Source organism: Bifidobacterium sp. B4081 (assembly GCF_026537335.1).
Lineage (GTDB): Bacteria > Actinomycetota > Actinomycetes > Actinomycetales > Bifidobacteriaceae > Bombiscardovia.
Genome location: NZ_JAFNMM010000001.1, coordinates 1208798 through 1227686 on the forward strand (window position 1 = coordinate 1208798; position 18889 = coordinate 1227686).

10 protein-coding genes are annotated in these 18889 nt (G+C 64.7%); 3 read left to right on the forward strand and 7 right to left on the reverse strand.

The window, feature by feature from the left end:
- Positions 1 to 4: 4 nt before the first annotated feature.
- Positions 5 to 1390, reverse strand: coding sequence for a histidine--tRNA ligase (gene hisS, locus J3T92_RS05375; RefSeq protein ID WP_267400117.1), 1386 nt, complete (start codon positions 1388 to 1390; stop codon positions 5 to 7).
- A gap of 84 nt (positions 1391 to 1474) precedes the next feature.
- Between hisS and J3T92_RS05380 the strand changes: the two genes are divergently transcribed.
- Positions 1475 to 2947: a DUF349 domain-containing protein gene (locus J3T92_RS05380; RefSeq protein WP_267400118.1), complete on the forward strand. Its 1473-nt coding sequence runs from the start codon at positions 1475 to 1477 to the stop codon at positions 2945 to 2947.
- 164 nt (positions 2948 to 3111) lie between these two features.
- On the opposite strand, the gene J3T92_RS05385 is transcribed toward J3T92_RS05380, so the two are convergent.
- From J3T92_RS05385 to J3T92_RS05395, 3 genes are all read right to left on the reverse strand, one after another.
- Positions 3112 to 5472, reverse strand: a complete 2361-nt coding sequence (locus tag J3T92_RS05385; RefSeq protein WP_267400119.1) for a RelA/SpoT family protein — start codon at positions 5470 to 5472, stop codon at positions 3112 to 3114.
- Between the two features lie 83 nt (positions 5473 to 5555).
- Positions 5556 to 6020 (reverse strand): dUTP diphosphatase, encoded by a 465-nt coding sequence (gene dut, locus J3T92_RS05390; RefSeq protein ID WP_267400120.1) that lies wholly within the window; start codon positions 6018 to 6020, stop codon positions 5556 to 5558.
- The gene (locus J3T92_RS05395; RefSeq protein WP_267400121.1) at positions 6020 to 6316 is read right to left on the reverse strand and encodes a DUF4193 domain-containing protein; all 297 of its coding nucleotides are present in this window, start codon (positions 6314 to 6316) and stop codon (positions 6020 to 6022) included. The genes dut and J3T92_RS05395 overlap by 1 nt, the downstream gene beginning before the upstream one ends.
- 167 nt (positions 6317 to 6483) lie before the next feature.
- Between J3T92_RS05395 and sepH the strand changes: the two genes are divergently transcribed.
- A complete protein-coding gene (gene sepH / locus J3T92_RS05400) occupies positions 6484 to 7545 on the forward strand; it encodes a septation protein SepH (protein WP_267400122.1) in 1062 nt (353 codons plus the stop codon).
- Here the strand turns inward: sepH and J3T92_RS05405 are convergent, their stop codons facing one another.
- Complete coding sequence (locus tag J3T92_RS05405) at positions 7546 to 8769, reverse strand: alkaline phosphatase family protein (RefSeq protein ID WP_267400123.1); 1224 nt, start codon at positions 8767 to 8769, stop codon at positions 7546 to 7548. It abuts the gene before it with no gap.
- A gap of 114 nt (positions 8770 to 8883) precedes the next feature.
- On the opposite strand from J3T92_RS05405, the gene J3T92_RS05410 reads away from it, so the two are divergent.
- A complete protein-coding gene (locus tag J3T92_RS05410) occupies positions 8884 to 11508 on the forward strand; it encodes a DNA gyrase/topoisomerase IV subunit A (protein WP_267400125.1) in 2625 nt (874 codons plus the stop codon).
- A 19-nt stretch (positions 11509 to 11527) separates the two neighbouring features.
- Here J3T92_RS05410 and J3T92_RS05415 read toward each other — a convergent pair whose 3' ends face one another.
- On the reverse strand, positions 11528 to 16435 hold the full coding sequence (locus tag J3T92_RS05415) for an ATP-dependent helicase (protein WP_267400127.1): 4908 nt from the start codon (positions 16433 to 16435) through the stop codon (positions 11528 to 11530).
- A 47-nt stretch (positions 16436 to 16482) separates the two neighbouring features.
- The gene (locus J3T92_RS05420) at positions 16483 to 18831 is read right to left on the reverse strand and encodes a DNA gyrase/topoisomerase IV subunit B (protein ID WP_267400129.1); all 2349 of its coding nucleotides are present in this window, start codon (positions 18829 to 18831) and stop codon (positions 16483 to 16485) included.
- Positions 18832 to 18889 lie beyond the last annotated feature (58 nt).

Below are 18889 nucleotides of genomic sequence, written 5' to 3' on the forward strand. Positions count from 1 at the left end.
TGCGTCAGGCCTGGTATTCCACACTCTGCCGGGCATACAGGCTATCCGGCGTCCACGACACCAGGTCAGCCGGAATCTGTTCACCGGTAATGATGTTCTTGACCTGGTCACCCTCCTGCTGGCCCTCCTTGGCGGGGAACCAGACATAGGGGATGCCTAGGTGGTCGGCATAGCGGATCTGCTTGCCGATCTTGGCTGCGGTGGGTGCCACGTCAGCGGCGATCCCCCTGGCACGCAGGTCCTGGGCGATATGGTTGCTGACGGTGCGATCCTCCTCGTCCCAAACAGCGACCATGACCGCCGCTGGGGAGACCCGAGAGGCCTGAACCCCCTGGGCCAACAGGTAGGAGAGCAGGCGCGAAAGCCCGATGGACAGCCCCACACCCGGGTAGGTGCGATTGCCATGGCTGGCCAGGTTGTCATAACGACCGCCGGAGCAGATGGATCCCAGGGACTGCGCCCCCTCAAGGAAAGTCTCATAAACAGAGCCGGTGTAGTAGTCCAAGCCGCGGGCGATCTTCAGGTCGGCGATGACAGAGCCCGGCCGGATGCGTGCAGCCTCGTCGATGATCATGGCCAGCGTCTCCAGCCCCTCAATGGCCAAGGAGTATGAAGAAGACTGCTTGTCGATGCCAACCTTGTCGACCAGGGCGTCGAACCGCTGGCGCAGCTGCTCGCCATCGTCGGCAGTCAGCTCAGCCAGATCCAGGCAGGCCCTGGCCTGGTCCTGGTTGGCACCGCACTCACTGACCAGCAGGCTGGCCACCTCGTCAGGGCCGATCTTGTCCAGCTTGTCGATCTCGCGCAGCACGCCCTCGACATCCTCCAGACCCAGACCCCTGTAGAATCCCTCGGAAAGCTTGCGGTTGTTGGCATGCACGGTGGGCTTGGGCAGTCCGAAGGCCCGCAGCTCCTCCAGAGCGCTCAGCATGACCAGGGGCACCTCGACCTCGTAGTGGTCGGGCAGCTCCCCGTTGCCAATCACATCAATATCAGCCTGGACGAACTCCCTGAACCGTCCCTCCTGGGGGCGCTCCCCCCGCCAGACCTTTTGAATCTGCCAGCGCTTGAAGGGGAAGGTCAAGTCGTTGCTGTGTTCCACCACGTAGCGGCTCAGCGGCACGGTCAGGTCAAAATGCAAGCCCAGCCGACGCTCCACCGGAACATCCTTTTCCTGGCCCAGATCCTGCAGCCGGGAGAGCAGGTAGATCTCCTTGCTGGTCTCCCCCTTCTTGAGCAGGCTGGAGCCCTCTTCGACTGCCCGGGTCTCAATGCCGATGTAGCCGTTCAATTCGAAGACCTTGCGGAGCGTGTCGATAACGCGCTGCTCCACCACTCGTTGTGAAGGAAGCCATTCAGGGAAACCGGATAGAGATGTGCCTTTTGCCATAAGAACCTATACTATAGGAGGTCAAGGAAAATGGTACTGCCATATTTTGCGATCTCTCCAACACACAAGCCTAAGGAGCTGGCCATGGCCGACAACACCGCCATCACACCCGAGAACACCTCGACACCGCAGGAGGAGCACACCGCGGATGCGGCGGGCCAGGTCGCCGCTGCCACGACACCCGAAGCCGGACAGACCCAGAGCGCACCGGTACCGGCTGAGCCGCCGGCAAAGCCCAAGGCAGTTCCCTCCCCTGCGGCTTTGGCCCACAAGGCCCCTCATGTCAAGGCCGCTTCGGCCGCTCCCACCTACAGCCAGGAGGAGATCGACAAGGCAGAAGCCTTCGGACGGGTGGACGAGCAGGGCAATGTCTTCGTCCGCGAGGGCGACCAGGAGCGCCAGGTGGGCCAGTTCCCCAACGCTGATGCCAAGGAGGCCCTAAACCTCTACGCCCGCCGCTACCTGGACCTCAAGGAGAAGCTGAACCTCTTCGCCTCCAGGCTGCGCAGCCCTAAGATCAAGGCCCACGAGATTGACGAGTCCATAACCTCACTCAAGGAGGAGACCAGCCAGCCCGAGGCCGTCGGCAACCTCGCAGCCCTCCGCACGCAGTTGGACCAGCTGGCCGAACAGGGGCAGGCGCGCAAGGCCGAGCTGGCGCAGGCACGCAAGGATGCCATGGCCAAGGCCATCAAGGAGCGGACCGCCATTGTGGAGAAAGCCGAAGAGCTGGCTGCCTCCTTGGGCGACTCCACCAACTGGCGTTCCACAGCGGACAAGTTCCGTTCCCTCTTCGAGCAGTGGCAGCACCACCAGCGCACCACCATCCGCATCGACAAGGCCGACGCGGACGCGCTCTGGAAGCGCTTCTCCTCCGCCCGCACCACCTTCAACCAGGCCCGCCGCAAGTGGGCCCAGCAGCGTGATGCCCAACGGACAGAGACCAAGCGGATCAAAGAGGAGATCATCGCCGAGGCCGACCAGATCAAGGACTCCACCGACTGGGGACCCACCTCCCACCAGTTCAACGAGCTTATGGACCGTTGGAAGCAGGCCGGACGGGCAGGACGTCAGGATGACGATGCCCTCTGGGCCCGGTTCCGTCAGGCCGCGGATGTCTTCTTCAACGCCCGTCAGGCAGACCGGGACAAGACCTCGGTCAACGAGCGCGAAAACCTGACCAAGAAAGAAGCCCTGGTGGCCAAGGCTGAGGCTCTGCTGCCCGTCAAGGATGCCAAGGCCGCCAAGCAGGCCCGGCAGGAGCTGGCCAAGATCCAGGAGGAATGGGACGGCATCGGCTTTGTCCCCCGTGACGACGTGCGCCGGATCGAAGGCAGGATGGATGCTGTGGACCGGCAGATCAAGGCCGTGGAGGATGCAGCCTGGAACCAGTCGGACCCCGAGGCCGATGCCCGCGTCTCCAGCTTCGAGCAGCAGCTGGCCGCCCAGCTTGAGGATCTGGACCGTCGGATCGCCGCCGAGCAGGATCCGGCTAAGAAGCAGGAGCTTGAGGCCGAGAAGGCCACCAAGGAGCAGTGGATGAACGCCGTGCGCTGATCGCATCTGACTGCTTCAGGGCCCCCGGCCTGGTCATCGACCACCGGGGGCCCTTCCGTAACCACCGTTGATAACCGTCTTTCAGTTCAAGGCCGAAAGCAAGTGACCCTGCCGTCGCAAGAGTGTAGAGGAAAAGCGGACATAGCGGTGGTTGAGATGGAAGGTCAGATGGCCCGCATATGGGGGCTGGCCGAACCCTTGGCTCCGGTCAGACGGTAGGCATCGAAGACCCCGTCGATCTTCCTGACTGCCGACAAGAGGGTGTTCAGATGCTGGGGGTCGCCCATTTCGAAGACGAACTGGCTGACCGCCACCCGGTCACGGCCAGTGGACTGGCTGCCAGACAGGATGTTGACGCCGTGGTCGGACAGCACCTGAGTGATGTCGGAGAGCAGGTGGGGCCGATCCAGGGCCTCCACCTGGATCTGGACCATGAAGGTGCCCTGCTTGCCTGTCCAGGAGACCTCGATGATCCGTTCGGGTTGCTTCTTGCGAAGGTCCAGAAGGTTCTGACAGTCGGACCGATGAACCGAAACGCCCTGGTTGCGGGTGATGAACCCGGTGATGGGATCTCCCGGCACCGGGGTGCAGCAACGGGCCAGCTTGACCCAGACATCGTCCACGCCCTTGACCGAGATCCCCTGGGAGGTCTCCGGCCGACTGGATTTGGCGACCCGCTGCAGGGGAATGGCCTCCTGCTCCACCTCGTCCTCAAGGGCCGACCGGCCGGCGTCATGGACCAGACGCGAAATCACGTTCTGAGTGGAGACCTGTCCGTCGCCAATGGCGGCGTAGACCGCCTTCTCATTGGGATAGTTGAGCTCGTCGGCGGCGCCCACCATGGCTTCGGGGGTCAGCAGGGTGGCCACGGGCAGGTTCCGCTTGCGCATGGCGCGGATGAGCTCGTCCTTGCCCTCCTCGATGGTCTCCGAACGGCGCTCCTTGCTGAACCACTGACGGATCTTGCTGCGGGCGCGAGGGCTCTTGGCGAAGCTGAGCCAGTCACGCGAGGGTCCATCGGTGTCCGACTTGCTGGTCAGAATCTCCACCGTATCCCCGTTGCGCAGCTTGGTGTCCAGGGGGACCAGACGACCGTTGACCCTGGCGCCCATGGTTCTGTGCCCCACCTCGGTGTGGACGGCGTAGGCGAAGTCCACGGGTGTGGAGTCGGCCGGCAGGGAGATGATCTTGCCCTTGGGGGTGAACACATAGACCTCGGCCGAACCCAGATCGTCCTTCAGGGAGCCCAGGAACTCGTTGGAGTCAGGGGTCTCGCTGGTCCAGTCGGCCAGCTGCTGGATCCAGGTCAGGTTGTCCTCCTGGCTCAGCTCCCCCTCCTGGCGCTCACGCTTGACGTCGGACTTGTCCGGCTGGGAGAGCTCGCGGCCGGCGGACCCGTTCTCCTTGTACTTCCAGTGGGCGGCGATGCCGAACTCGGCACGACGGTGCATCTGCCAGGTGCGGATCTGGATCTCCACCGGCTTACCGCCCGGGCCCACCACCGTGGTGTGCAGGGACTGGTAGCGGTTGGTCTTGGGCATGGCAATGTAGTCCTTGAACCGCCCAGGCACCGGACTCCAGCGGGCATGGACGGCGCCTAGGGCCGCATAGCAATCGCGGATGGTGTCCACAATGATCCGCACCCCGACCAGGTCATAGATGTTAGCGAAATCGTGCCCGCGCACAATCATCTTCTGGTAGATGCTGAAGTAGTCCTTGGGCCGTCCGGTCACCTGGGCCTTGATGCCCTGGGCGTCCAGATCCTCGTGGATCTCGTCTAGGATCTGCTTCAGATAGACCTCCCGCTGGCCCGCCCTGCGGGAGACCAGCACCACGATCTCGTGGTAGATCTTGGGATAGAGAGTCTTGAAGCTGAGTTCTTCCAATTCGGTTTTGATGGCGTTCATGCCCAGCCGGTTGGCAAGGGGCGCATAGACATCCAGGGTCTCGCGGGCCTTGCGCTGGGCCGATGAAGCCTTGACGTAGCGCCAGGTGCGGGCGTTGTGGACCCGATCGGCCAGCTTGACCACCAGGACGCGGACATCCCGGCTCATGGCCACGATCATCTTACGGATGGTCTCGGCCTGGGCCGAATCACCGTAGTCCATCTTGGATATTTTGGTGACCCCATCCACCAGGCCGGCCACCGTGTCGCCGAACTCGTTCCGGCACTGCTCCAAGGTGTAGTCGGTGTCCTCCACGGTGTCGTGCAGCAGGCCGGCCGAAACCACCGTGGGACCCATGCCCAGGTCGGCCAGAATCTGGGCCACAGCCAATGGATGAATGATGTAGGGCTCGCCGGACTTGCGCCTCTGGTCGGCATGCTGGACCACAGCCCGGTCATAGGCGCGCTGGAGCATGGACAGATCCTCGCCGGGATGGTGGGCGGCGCAGATCTCCCGGATGGGCATCAGAGGGTTGAGCGGATCGTCGCTGATCTCGCAGCCCAAGGCTCTGGAGGACAGGCCGGAAGGGGCCTGCTCGCCGACATCATTGCTGCAGACGCTGCCCTCCGGAGTGACCATTCAAGCCTCCCATGTCCAGATATAATGCACCAATCCTACACTTGCGCCTGACCCATTCAGGCCGTCCGTGTCCGAAGGATGCCTCAGCGGCCCGTCGAGCCGAATCCGGCATCCGAACGCGCCGAGCCGGGCAGACGTTCCGCGGGCACGAAACGGGCCTGTACGTAGCGCTGAATGATCAGCTGGGCAATGCGCTCCCCGGGCTCGAAGTGAACCGACTCACGCGGATCCAAGTTGATCAGCGGCACCTTGATCTCGCCCCTGTACCCGGCATCGATGGTTCCGGGCGCGTTGAGCACGGTTACCCCCATCTTGACTGCCAGTCCCGAGCGCGGGTGAACCAGGCCGACGTACCCGTTGGGCAGAGCCAGAGCGACGCCGGTGGGAACCAGCGCCCGCTGGAAGGGAGCCAGATCCACGGCCACCCTGGCTCGCAGATCGGCACCTGCATCGCCGGGCATGGCGTATTCCGGCACCTTGGCCCCATCCAAGGATTTGAACAGGACCTCGACCGTTTCTGGCTCGTTGTAGGACTCGTCGTAGGCCATCAGGCGGCGCACTCCTTGCAGACGGGCTTGCCGTCGGGGGTGGTGTAGGCCAGCTGGCTCCGGTGCTTGACCAGGAAGCAGTTGGAGCAGATGAATTCATCACCCTGCATGGGAATGACAGTCACCGAAGAGTCCTCATTGCTCAGGTCTGCACCAGGCAGCTCGTAGTCTTCAGCGATGGCGTTCTCGTCGTCATCGTCAAGGTCAGCCCCGGCATCCTGGCCGCTTTTGCCCAGCTCCTGCAGGGATTCCTCGTCTTCGTCCTTGTCGCGCGGGGTATCGTAATCCTGTGCCATCGTGTACCCTTTCCTTGTTCGGCCGGCCACCTCGTATGCCGGTCATTTCACACGATATGTACTGCGCATAGGATACACGATTTCAAAAGCACGTAAAATACCAACCGTAGGGCACAATGGAAATACCTAAGGGTGTGTAAAGGAACCGTAAGAGGATAGGGGCGTGCATGTCTGAGAATGGGACCAGGGTGGCCAGCTTTGACCATGTCGACGACAGGGGCGATCTGGTCTTCGTCTGTGACCACCGGCACTTCGCCGTAAGGGTCGACGATGCGCTTGATCGCGCCATTCTTGAGGCCAAGCAGGTCAAGGAGGAAGAGGACGTGGACCCCCAGACGGGCAAGTCCAAGCCCCTGCCTGTCTCGGCCATTCAGGCGGCTGTGCGTGCCGGCGCCCGCCCTGAGCAGGTGGCTCAGCAATACGCTGTCAACGAAGCGCTGGTACGGCGTTTCGCGGCCCCGGTGGAGACCGAAAAGAAGTATGCCATCGAGCAATTCCTGACCATGCCGGCGCCCAAGGGGTCGGGCGGGCGTAACTACCAGGAACTGATTGGCAAGGTGCTGGCCCGTGCTGGGGTCAGTCTGGCACAGGTTTCCTGGCAGGCCACCAGACGAGGGTACGAACCCTGGAACATCAACGGCGTGTTCACGCTGGACAAGCGGATCTTCAACGCCCGCTGGGCCTGGAACATGCATGACAACACCGTGACCTGCCTGAACGGGGCGGCAAGGATGTTGCTGGCCGATTCTGCAGACGATCATGGTCAGGATCGGCCTGCCGAAGCGATTGACGATCAGACCGACAGGCGGCCTCCAAGCCAGAAGGATACCTTTACCCAAATCGAAGAAGAGGACGCCGGATCGGAGGGCCAGGAGAGCGGTGAACGTCAGGCGGCACTCACGGCCTGGCTCTATGGCAAGCCCAAGGAGAGCCAGGAGCGGACAGCCGAGCAAGAGCCCAGCCACCCCAGCGCAGAACTGACCGAGGACCCCGACACAGCCGAGCATCCTCCCATCAGGGACAACGAATCCACCATGGTCCTGCCCGTGCAGAACCATGGACAGAGCCAGGCGGACCAGGAGCAGCCCCGGCAAGAGGATCCAGGCGATGATGCCAGGCAGGACGAGCAGGAGGATCAGCCCAAGGAGGGTCGCCGCAGCAAGCGGGCCAAAAAGCACTCCGGACGGTCGGCCGTGCCCAGCTGGGATGAGATCCTCTTCGGCAAGTAGTCAGACCAGGTCGATCAGGCAGGGAATCTGCGTCTCCAGACGGGTCCATGAACCATGCACGCCGGGCAGCCTGGTTGCGGCATCCGTCTGATCTGCAGAATTCACCAGGGTGATCCGGTCACCGGCCAGCACCAGAAGGTCGCCGATCATGGGTCGGATCCGAGCGTCCACAGGGCCGAAGATTCCCCCTTGGATGGCCTGGTCCCGGGTCAACACCCAGGCCCGCTCCCCCAGACGCTCGCGCCAGCGTGTAGCCACGACCTGGGGGTTCGCCCCCTGGTCCAGATAGAGCATGACCGCCCTGGGCTCGCCGCCCACCAGTCGCACATCCCGGTTCAGTTCGGGATCCTGGGCAATGTCAATGCGCTGGTTCGGATCGGACTCAACCATGCCGTGATCGGCTATGATCACCGTCAGTGTCCCGGCAGGCAGGCGGCGATGAAGCTCGGCCAGCTGTGCATCGGTGGCTTCAAGAGCGGCCACCCACTCCTCACCCTCCCAGCCGCTGTGGTGGCCCACCTTGTCCACATCGCGAATGTAGAGGTAGGTCAGACCCGGCTGGCGGGCAGCCTCGCAGGCGGCCAGGAGACGCTGACGGGAGTGGTTGTGGGCCAGATACTCCCCGCCACGCAGAGCCGCGCGGGTCAGGGCTGAATCGCGAAAACGCGGCAGGCCCGAGGAGGTCACACGGACCCCTTGCGCCTGGAGGGTCTCAAAGACCGTGGGACGGCGCTGCAGGCGCTCGGGATCCTGAGCGCCCCTGAATTGGATCATCTGACCCAACTGGCCGGTGTCCGGGTTCAGCTGGGTGTAGCCGGTCATGCCGGTCAGTCCAGGGCTGGTTCCGGTGCCGAAGACCCCCATGGCCGCCACGGTCGTCGAGGGCAGACTGGTGTAGAGGGGACGCTGGTTGATGGGCTCGGACAGCAGCGAGCGCAGGTAGGGCACATGGCCCTGGCGGCTGACCAGATTCCAGAATCCCAGCCCATCCACCAGGACGACGACCACCGACCGGGCCTCCGGCAGTCCCAGAGCCTCCTGGAGAGCCTTGGCAGACGGATGGACGTCGGTGGCCACAGGCATTCCCAGGCAGGCGCTCAGGGCTGGCAGGACGGCGGACAGATGCCTGGCCCCGCCAACATGGTTAGCCCCCGCCCGGTCCCCGTATTGGATAGGCGGACTCGGCTGCAGCAGTTCCTTCATGTCAGGTGTATCCAGACCCATGCCTTCCATTCAAGCACGGTCAGACCCCAGGCCGACACCGCATCCCTGCGGTGAAGGCTTTGGCGGACCGTCCGGTTATCATAAGGCGGAACGTGAAGGAGCAGGAGCTGGAGCATGGCAACTCATCGCAGGAGCAAGGCGGCGGGGTACGACCCCAGGCAGGTCAAGGAGCACATCGTCGAAACCCCTCTGAACGAGGAGATGAGCAAGTCCTTCCTGGAATACGCCTACTCGGTCATCTACGCCAGGGCCCTGCCCGACGCCCGTGACGGACTCAAGCCGGTCCAGCGGCGGATCATCTATCAGATGGGCCAGATGAACCTCAACCCCGACCGCCCCTACATGAAGTCCGCCAGGGCCGTGGGCGAGGTCATGGGCAAGCTGCACCCCCATGGCGACTCCTCCATCTACGAGGCCATGGTCAGGCTGGCTCAGCCCTTCGCCATGCGCCTGCCCCTGGTCGACGGCCACGGCAACTTCGGATCCCTGGACGACGGACCGGCGGCCTCCCGCTACACCGAGGCCAGGCTGGCTCCGGCGGCCCTGGGCATGAACGCCGACATCGACCAGGACACGGTGGACTTCTCCCCCAACTACGACAACAAGCTCAAGGAGCCCCAGGTCCTGCCCTCGGCCATCCCCAACCTGCTGGTCAACGGAGCCTCGGGCATCGCCGTGGGCATGGCCACCAACATGATCACCCACAACCTGAGCGAGGTGGTGGCCGCTGCCAAGTATCTGGTGGCCCACCCGGACGCAAGCCTGGACGAACTCATGCGCTACGTGCCCGGCCCGGATCTGCCCGGCGGCGGGGTCATCGTGGGTCGGGACGGCATCCGCAAGGCTTACGAGCACGGCCGGGGGGCCTTCGTGACCAGGTCCGTCACCCACCTGGAGAACGTGACCGCCCGCAAGAAGGCCATCGTGGTCACTGAGCTGCCCTTCATGGTGGGACCCGAACGGGTTCTGGAACGCATCTCGGATGGGGTGCGCAACCACAAGCTGGAGGGCATCTCCAGCGCCATCGACCTGACCGACCGGCACAACGGGACCCGCCTGGTCATCGAGATCAAGACGGGATTCGACCCGGGCAAGGTCCTGGGCAAACTCTTCAAGTACACGCCCCTGGAGGACTCCTTCACCATCAACAACGTGGCCCTGGTCCACGGACGGCCCAGAACCATGGGGCTCAAGGAGCTGCTGGAGGTCTGGGTGGAGCACCGGCGCACGGTCATCCATCGGCGCAGCGAGTTCCGCCGCAAGAAGGCCCTGGAACGTCTGCATCTGGTCGAGGGTCTTCTGCTGGCCCTGGTCGACATCGACGAGGTCATCCAGGTCATTCGCAGCTCGGACGATGCGGATGCGGCCAAGACCAAGCTGATGGCGGTCTTCGACCTGGATCAGACCCAGGCCCAGTACATTCTTGACCTGCGGCTGCGGCGGCTTACCAAGATGAGCAGGATCGAGCTGGAGGGCGAACGCGACGACCTCAACAAGCAGCTGGAGGAACTGGAGCGGATTCTGGGTTCCTCGGCCGAGCTTGACCGGGTGGTCATCCAGGAGATGGACCAGGCGGTGGCCCAGTGGGGTACGCCCAGGCGCACGGTCATCCTGGACCAGGAGCCCTCCGGCGATCTGGCCCCCGTGCAGTCGGCAGCAGCCGGCGACCAGCAAACCCCCGGCAAGGCCGGTGCCGGCCCACAGGCCGCACTGATGGCAAGCGGAGGAACCAGCCGCGGCGGGGACGGCGGCGACCTGCACATGGAGGACAAGCCCTGCACGGTCATGATGAGCGCCACCGGCCTGCTGGCACGCAGCACCTCAGGAGCCTTGGACGCCTGGCGGTCCCGGCCACGCAACCAGGACCGGGGGCATGACGACCAGATCATCGCCATATTCGCCACCACCACCCTGGCCACCTACGGCCTGGTCACCACGGCTGGACGGCTGATCACCGCTCCTGTGGCCGACCTGCCGCTGATCCCCGCCACCGCCAACCCCAACCTGAGCGGGGGCATCGTGGCTGACGAGCTTCTGGGCGGGACCGCCAGCACCGAACCACAGGCCGACGAGCACGCCGTCACCGTCATCGACATGGCCGACACCCGGCCCCTGGCCCTGGGCACCCGGCTTGGCACGGTCAAACGTTGGAACCGCGAGTCCCCGACCACCATGGACTCTTGGACGGTCATCGACCTGAAGGATGAGGATCAGGTGGTCTTCGCAGCCCCCTGCCAGGACGGGGACCGCATGGTGCTCATCTCCTCGGATGCCAGCCTATTGACCTTCACCGGCGACAAGGTTCGCCCCCAGGGTCGCAATGCGGCAGGCATGGTGGGCATCCGACTGGTCCAGGGCTGCCAGGTCGCCACCTTCGCGGTTGTGCCGGCCGGAGAGATCGGCTGGACCTACCAGGAGACCGGCGAGGATGGCATGAGCACCCAGGCCGGGGCCGTGGTCCTGACCGTGGCCGGTGACTCCGAGGCTCTGCCCGGCACCGAGAATGGGTCGGCCAAGCTGACTCCGCTGGAGATGTATCCGGTCAAGGGCCGTGGCACGAGGGGCGTGCGCTCCCAGCGCTTCCTCAAGGGTCAGGACACCCTGCTGCTGGCCCGGGTGGGCGCCTGGCCCCTGCACGCCAGCACCGCTGCCGGTTCTCCGGTCGACCTGCCCGACGTGGACATGCGCCGGGATGCCTCCGGCCAGGAGCTGGCAGCGCCCATCGCCTTTGTAGCCTGAGGACACGTTCACACAAGGCTCAGTAGAGGGCCATGCCGCCTGGTCCGGCCGTGAATCCGGCGGCGGCCAGGGCCATGCCCACCGGTTCACGCATGGTCAGGGGTCGGCCATTGGCATCACTGAAGAGGATGCGTCCCTGCCCGCCCCGCCTCAGCCATGAAGCCAGCTGGGCGAAGGCCGCCTCCAGCAATCCACACTCGGGCTCGCCGAAGACCAGCAGATGATGCCCCTTGGGCGCCGCATAGACCAGGGCGCAGCCTCGATGCTGCACCAAGAGGTTCCCCATCCGCCGAATGGGCCGACCGCCGGCATCCCCTGATGTAGTCGGCCAGGCAAGAGCCGTGCCATAGAGGTTGGCGGGATCGGTCACATCCATGACCACGGGCTCGGGAGGTCGCTGCCCCGATCTGTCTTCACCATCGCTCCTGCGCTCATCCTCTTGGAAGTCCCTGAGCTGGTTGATCACCTCTCGGGGGGCGAACTGGGCACCGCCGAAACCGTCGACGATGACCCCACGCGTCAGCTGACCGGCCTCCTCCATCCGTCTGCAGACCTGATAGAGGGCCGAGAATCCGCCAGGCAGAGACCGCACCTCAGGCAGCACCGGAGCCAGGAGCCCATAGCGGTCCAGGATGGCCTGCTCCTCGTGGACCAGGCGGACGGTCCGCTGTCGATCATCGTCCTGGCTGCCTCTAGGCTCATCGCGTGAACCGGCCATGCCAGTCCCCGCTGAGCCTCCTGCTGACCCGCGCTCATCCACAACCAGGGTCCAGAACCCCTCCGCCGCTGCTGACAGCGCTGTTGAGCTTGTCGCCCGCATCATGGCTGCACGACCCCTGGGCCTGCCGTGTCCATGCAGGCCGTGGGGCAGGCGTCGGGTCCTCCCCGAGGACTGAGACCCTGATCCTCGGATCAGGCGCCGAACCGGAGCCAGGGAGGCGTTGGTGACCAGTCCACACCTGACCAAATCCCAGAGCGACCGTGCCACGGCCTCCTGATCGGGGGCTTCAAAACCAAGAGACTCAACGTCATTCCCGCCCCGGCCGGCGCAGGCGCGCAGAAGCCGATCGAAGCGGTAGGCTCCCCCGTCGGCCAGAACATCCAGCATGGTCTCTTCCAGATCGCACGCGTCGCCCGCCTTGCTCGACTTGCCGGCCACATCCGTGACCGACGGAGGACCAACAGATTGTGCTGGAAGCTCATCATCCAGGTCCTCGGCCAGATAAAAGGTCATGGCGCCCAACGGGCCCTCCCCCTGGTCGGACCCCACCCAGACCACCTGGCCCGAAGCCAGCAGATCGTCCATCAAGGCCGGTCCGTAATCACGCACCCTGGCCGGGAAGATGGCCGACTCCCAGAGTTCGGTCGGCAGAGCCAGCCCCTCCAGCTGCCCGACCACCTCCAGCAATCCTTCGGTGCCCATCAAGGGCTCCTGGCCCAGGGGTGCCAGACCCTGCCTGTGAAGAAGAAAGTCGCTGTAGACATGACCGGGGACAGGACTGGCGGCCTTGCTGGCCTTGGCCAGGGACCGCGAGCGCAGCCGACGGAAGACCTCGGGATCCAGCCACCCCCGGCGGGGTTCGCCTCCCTCAAATCCCGGCTCGCCATAGGCACTCAGGTCAGGCCTGGGGAAGACCCCGGTCATGAGCAGCTCGCGTGAGGCCAGGGAGCGCAGTCGGTCCTCCAAGAGAGCGCTGCCCAGACCCAGGTGACCGGCCAGGTCCTCGGTGGTGAATGGCCCATGGACTTCGGCATATTGCCTGACCAGCTGGTCAAAGGCTTCACCGTCCGATTCCGATTTTTGTGTTGACTGAGCGGATGGCCGGATGATGCCAGGGCCCAGAACCGCCGTCAGCCGCCCTGCCTGACCGGCCCATACCCAGCAGTCGCGTGTACCCAGTCTGACCTGGACCACCCTGACCTGGGTCTGCAGCTCCTCCAGCATGGCCCGGACCTGTGCCTCCGTAACCGATTCGTCCTCCTGCCCGCGCATGCGCCGACGAATCCCAGCCAAATCCATGGGGCCCAGGGTGCGCAACAGGTCGGCCAGTCCTTCGGCTCCCCTGGCCCGGGTTCTGGGCGAAAGCCGCTGCAGATCAGCAGTCACCTGGTCTACGGTCTCCTGGTCCAGAAGGTCAGCCATGTCCACCTGGCCGACCATCTGCTCCAGCAGGTCGGAGTCGATGGCCAGCATGGCGGCGTCGCGCTCAGCCTTGGGCATGTCGTACTGGTACATGAAGGTCCCCAGGTAGCCGAAGAGCAGCCCTGAAGCCATGGGCGAGGGGGCCTTGGTGGAGGCCGGGACCAGACGAACGCTCCCCTGCTCCAGGTCGGCCATGAGCTCGCGCAGGGCAGGCATGTCGTAGACGTCCTGCAGGCACTCGCGCATGGTCTCCAGAACCAGGGGGAAGTCATCCTCCTTCAGAGCCGCGTCCAGCAGACGGGAGGCCCGCAGACGCTGCTGCCAGAGCGGAACCCTACGACCCGGCTCCATCCTGGGCATGTAGAGCGAGCGGGCTGCGCACTGGCGGAAGCGGGCCTGGAAGAGCGCTGAGCCCACCAGGTGCCTTCGGACTTCGCGCTCCACCTGATCAGGGGTGAATCCGAATATTCGCTGATCTTCCAGGAAGGCATCAGTGCCCGGAATCTGCACGACGATGCCGTCCTCCCCCGCCCAGACGGATCCGTCGTATCCGCGCTCACGGGAGAGCCGGGCGGCGATGGCCAGGGCCCAAGGCTCGTTGACCCTGCGGCCGTATGGCGAATGGAGGATCAGCCTCAGATCGCCCTCCTCGTTGGGGCAGCGCTCGACCACCAGGTGCCGGTCGTCGGGCACCCGGCCGGTGGAGGCCTGCTGCTCGGCCAGAAAGGCGGCCAGATTGTTGATAGCAGGACGGTCCAGGCCGTCCTTCAGCAGACGAGTGCTTACTGATTGAGTGAAACCCGGCCGGCCGGAGGCAGTCTGGACCGCCGGTATCAGGCCCTGGGACAGTTCCATGGCGAGTCTGCCCAGGCGACGGCCAAAGGCAGGGTCGCGGCCGGTGCCCTCCCCATGCCAGAAGGGTAGCCTGGCGGAGCGTCCCGGAGCGGGCACGACCACCACACGGTCGCGGGTGATCTGCTGGATCCTCCAGGAGGTGGTACCCAGGGTGATCACGTCCCCCTTGCGGGACTCGTAGACCATCTCCTCATCCAGCTCCCCCACTCGGCGGGGTTTGCCGCCGGCGGCCTCGGAGGGCATGACCACACTGTAGGAGCCACGGTCGGGAATGGTGCCTCCGGAGGTGACCGCCAGTCGTTGCGCGCCGGGCCGGACCGTCAGCATACCGGTCTGGTGGTCCCAGACCAGGATGGGACGGAAGGCGGTGAAATCCTGGGAGGTGTAGGCACCGCTGAGCATGCCCAGCACCGCCCGGTAGACCTGCTGGTCCAGGTGGGCGAAGGGCGCGGCCCGTCTGACCGTGGCCAGCCAGTCCTCCTCCTTGAGCGGGCCCATGGCGGCCGCGGCCACCGTCTGCTGGGCCAGAACATCCAAGGGACTGCTGGGCATGATGGTGGGTTCGATGTCACCCTGGACCATGCTCTCCATGCTGGCCGTGCACTCCAGGATCTGCTCGCGGGTCAGGGGGAAAAGCCTGGCCTGCGATACCTGACCCACCTGATGGTCAGCCCGGCCCACCCGCTGCAGTCCCGAAGCGGTCGACAGCGGGGCATTGACCTGGATGACCAGATCGACCGAACCCATATCGATACCCAGCTCCAGGCTTGAGGTGGCGACCACGCACCGCAGTCTGCCGGCCTTGAGATCGTCCTCCACCTGGCGGCGGCGTTCCTTGGATACCGAACCATGATGGGCCATGGCGATGGGCTGGTCGACGCTCAGGCCGGAGGTTCTCTCGGAGGTGGACCCGGTGGCCGAATCGTAGTGGGCCGGCTCCCTGGGCTCAGCTGTTTCATCGGATGAACCTGGCCGGTCGTGGCCGGATGCCTGCAGATCAGACTGGTGCAGGTCGTTCAGCCGGGCGGTCAGGCGTTCGGCGAGTCCTCGGGAGTTGACGAAGACCAGGGTGGTGCGGTGGGACAGGACCTGATCCAGGATGGCCCGCTCGACGGCAGGCCAGATGGATCCGCTTCTCTGGTCCCCCTCCTGCCCTTCCTGGCTGGACTCGCCGGGCGGCGCGGCCAGATCCCCCATGTCCTCCAGGGGCTCGATCAGGCGCAGGTCCATGGCTGTGGACGACCTGGGCTGGATCAGACTGACCGGACGGCTGCCGCCCAGAAAACGGGCCACCTGCTCGGGTGGACGGACCGTCGCCGACAGGCCGATCCGCTGCACAGGCCCTCCGACCAGGTCGTCCAAGCGCTCCAGGCTCAGCGCCAGATGAGCCCCGCGCTTATTGCCCGCCAAAACGTGGATTTCGTCCACAATAACGGTCTGCACGTTCTTCAGCGTGCTGGCCGTCTTGGAGGTCAGCATCAGATAGAGGGACTCAGGTGTGGTGACCAGAATATCCGGAGGATGGGCGGCCAGGGCTCTGCGGCCGCGGGCGTCGGCGTCTCCGGTACGGATGCCCGTCCGGACCTTGGGCGCTTTACCTCCCTGCTGTACAAAGCGCTCGGCTATGCCCTCCAGCGGAGCCTGCAGGTTGCGGGCCACATCCGTCCCCAGGGCCTTCATGGGCGAGATGTAGAGCACGGCGACCCCAGGCTTCCGGGAGCGCCGGGGCATGGTCATAAGCTCGTCGATGGCCCAGAGAAAGGCGGCCAGGGTCTTGCCCGAGCCGGTGGGCGAAATGATCAGCGCATCGCCGCCTGAACGGATGGCCGGCCAGGCCTGCACCTGGGTCGGCGTGGGACCCTGAGGGAAGGCCTGACGAAACCAGCCGGCCGTCTGCGGGGAGAAATTACCCAAGGGATCGCTGCTCATCTGCGTTACGCTCCTCTCCCCACCTTTCGGGCCTTGCTGAAGACAGATCAGGTGTCGATCTTGCTCCGGTCGAAGTCGTCGGCATTGTCCACGATGAACTGCTTGCGGGGCGGCACGTCGTCCCCCATGAGCAGGGGGAAGATACCGGCCGCCTGAGCGGCATCCTCCATGCGTATGCGGCGCAGCATGCGGGTCCTGGGATCCATGGTGGTGTCGGCCAGCTGGTCGGCGTCCATCTCGCCCAGACCCTTGTAGCGCTGCACATCGGGATTGTAGTCGATGTGCTTGGCCTGCAGATCGGCCAGCTTGCCCTCCAGCTCATCGTCCGAATAGGTGTAGATGAACTTCCCCTTGTTCCTGCCTGCCAGGGCGATTCGATGCAGGGGTGGCACGGCTGCGTAGACCCGCCCGTTCTCGATCAGGGGCCGCATGTAGCGGTAGAAGAGGGTCAGCAACAGGATGCGGATATGGGCGCCGTCCACGTCGGCATCGGTCATCATGATGACCTTGTTGTAGCGGGCCTGGTCGATGTCGAAGCTGGCTCCCGAGCCCGCGCCGACCACCTGGATGATGGAGGCGCACTCCTTGTTGGTCAGCATCTGGGACAGGGAGGCCTTCTGCACGTTGAGGATCTTGCCACGGATGGGCAGCAGGGCCTGGAACATGGAGTTTCGGGCCGCCTTGGCCGTGCCCAGGGCGGAGTCGCCCTCGACGATGAACAGCTCGGCGATGTCGTCGTTGCCGGGCATGGAATCCGAGAGCTTGGAGGGCATGGAGGCCGATTCCAGGGCGTTCTTGCGCCTGGTGACCTCCTTGGTCTTACGTGCCTGGACGCGGGCGTGCATCTCGCCCACGATCTTCTCCAGCACCTGGCCGGACTGCTCCTTGAAGCCGCGCTTGGAGCCGCTGATCATCTGGCCGAACTGGTCGTCGGTCATCCGGGTGACGATGGGCTTGACCTGGGCCGTACCCAGCACGTCCTTGGTCTGGCCCTGGAACTGCGGCTCGGCGATGCGCACGGTGACCACGGCCACCAGCCCGGCCAGAACGTCGTCGCGCTCCACCTTGGTGTGAGAATCCTTGAGGTTGACCTTGAGACGGCGAGCGTTGGCCTCAACGGCCTTGCGCACCTGGCGGGTCATGGCGTTCATGAACCCGTCCACGTGCATGCCCCCGCCGGGCGTCTCCACCACATTGACGAAGCTACGAACGACTGAATCGTAGTCATTGACCCAGCGCAGGGCGATATCCACCCCGCAGACACGTTCCACCTGCTCGGCGTGCAGCTCGCCATCGGGACCGACCCGCTGGGTCTCTTCCTGGTAGGTGTCCTGGCCGCTGATCCGCCAGATGTCGCTGACCGGCTCGCCCGTGGACAGGAAGTCCACAAAGTCCGTCACCCCACCGGTGTGCAGGAACTCCTCCACCCGCTGATGGCCGGACTCGTCCTCCGGCTGCAGCATGGCCCGGTCGGCCCTCTCGGTGGCCGAAAGGTCGGCATCCTCGGCCTGCGCGTCTTCGGCACGTTCGTCCCCGTCGCCTTCTTCAGAGTGATCGTCGCTGTCAGACGATTCACGAAGGTTCTCCTGAACGTCCTGATTATTCGGCTCTGCAGCAGGTTCGCCGTCAACCTCCAGGCGCAGATCCTGCTCGGCACTTCCTGTGGCGGGGATGCGATCGTCGATCACAGTGATCTTGAGGCCAGGCACCAGGAAGCTGGTCTGACGTACCCGGTCGATCAGCTGGGCGTAGCTGAACCGGGCCGTGGGGTTGAAGATTTCCGGGTCGGCCCAGTAGCGCACCCTGGTGCCGGTCCTGGACTTGGGCACGCTGCCGACCACCTCCAGGGGCGTAGGCCGGTTCTTCCTGGTGCGTTTAAAGGGCGAGTCAGGCGAGGGATGCTCCGGATCAGGGTCCTGGTAGGTACCGGGATGGCCCTGATGGAAGCGCATCCGGTGGGTCTTGCCGTCCCTGTCCACCTCCACGTCCAGTCGGGAGCTCAGGGCGTTGACCACCGAAGATCCCACGCCGTGCAGGCCGCCCACAGCCGTGTATGAAGAGTTGCCGAACTTGGCTCCCGCGTGAAGCTTGGTCAGAACCACCTCCACGCCGGTCAACCCTGTCCGAGGCTCTATATCAACGGGGATGCCTCGGCCGTTGTCATCCACCTCGATGGAGCCATCCCTGTGCAGGATGACCTTGATATGGTCGCACTGGCCGGCCAGGGCCTCGTCCACGGCGTTGTCGATGATCTCCCAAAGGCAGTGCATGAGCCCCTGGCTGTCCGTGGTCCCAATGTACATACCCGGACGCTTGCGCACCGCTTCCAAGCCATCCAGAACCGTCAGACTGCCGGCACCATAGGACTTTTCCTTATCAGGCTTTTTCGCCACCATTTACCTCGCCGTTCACCTCATGGCGCCCAGGAGGACAGGAGTCCCCACATGGGCGGTC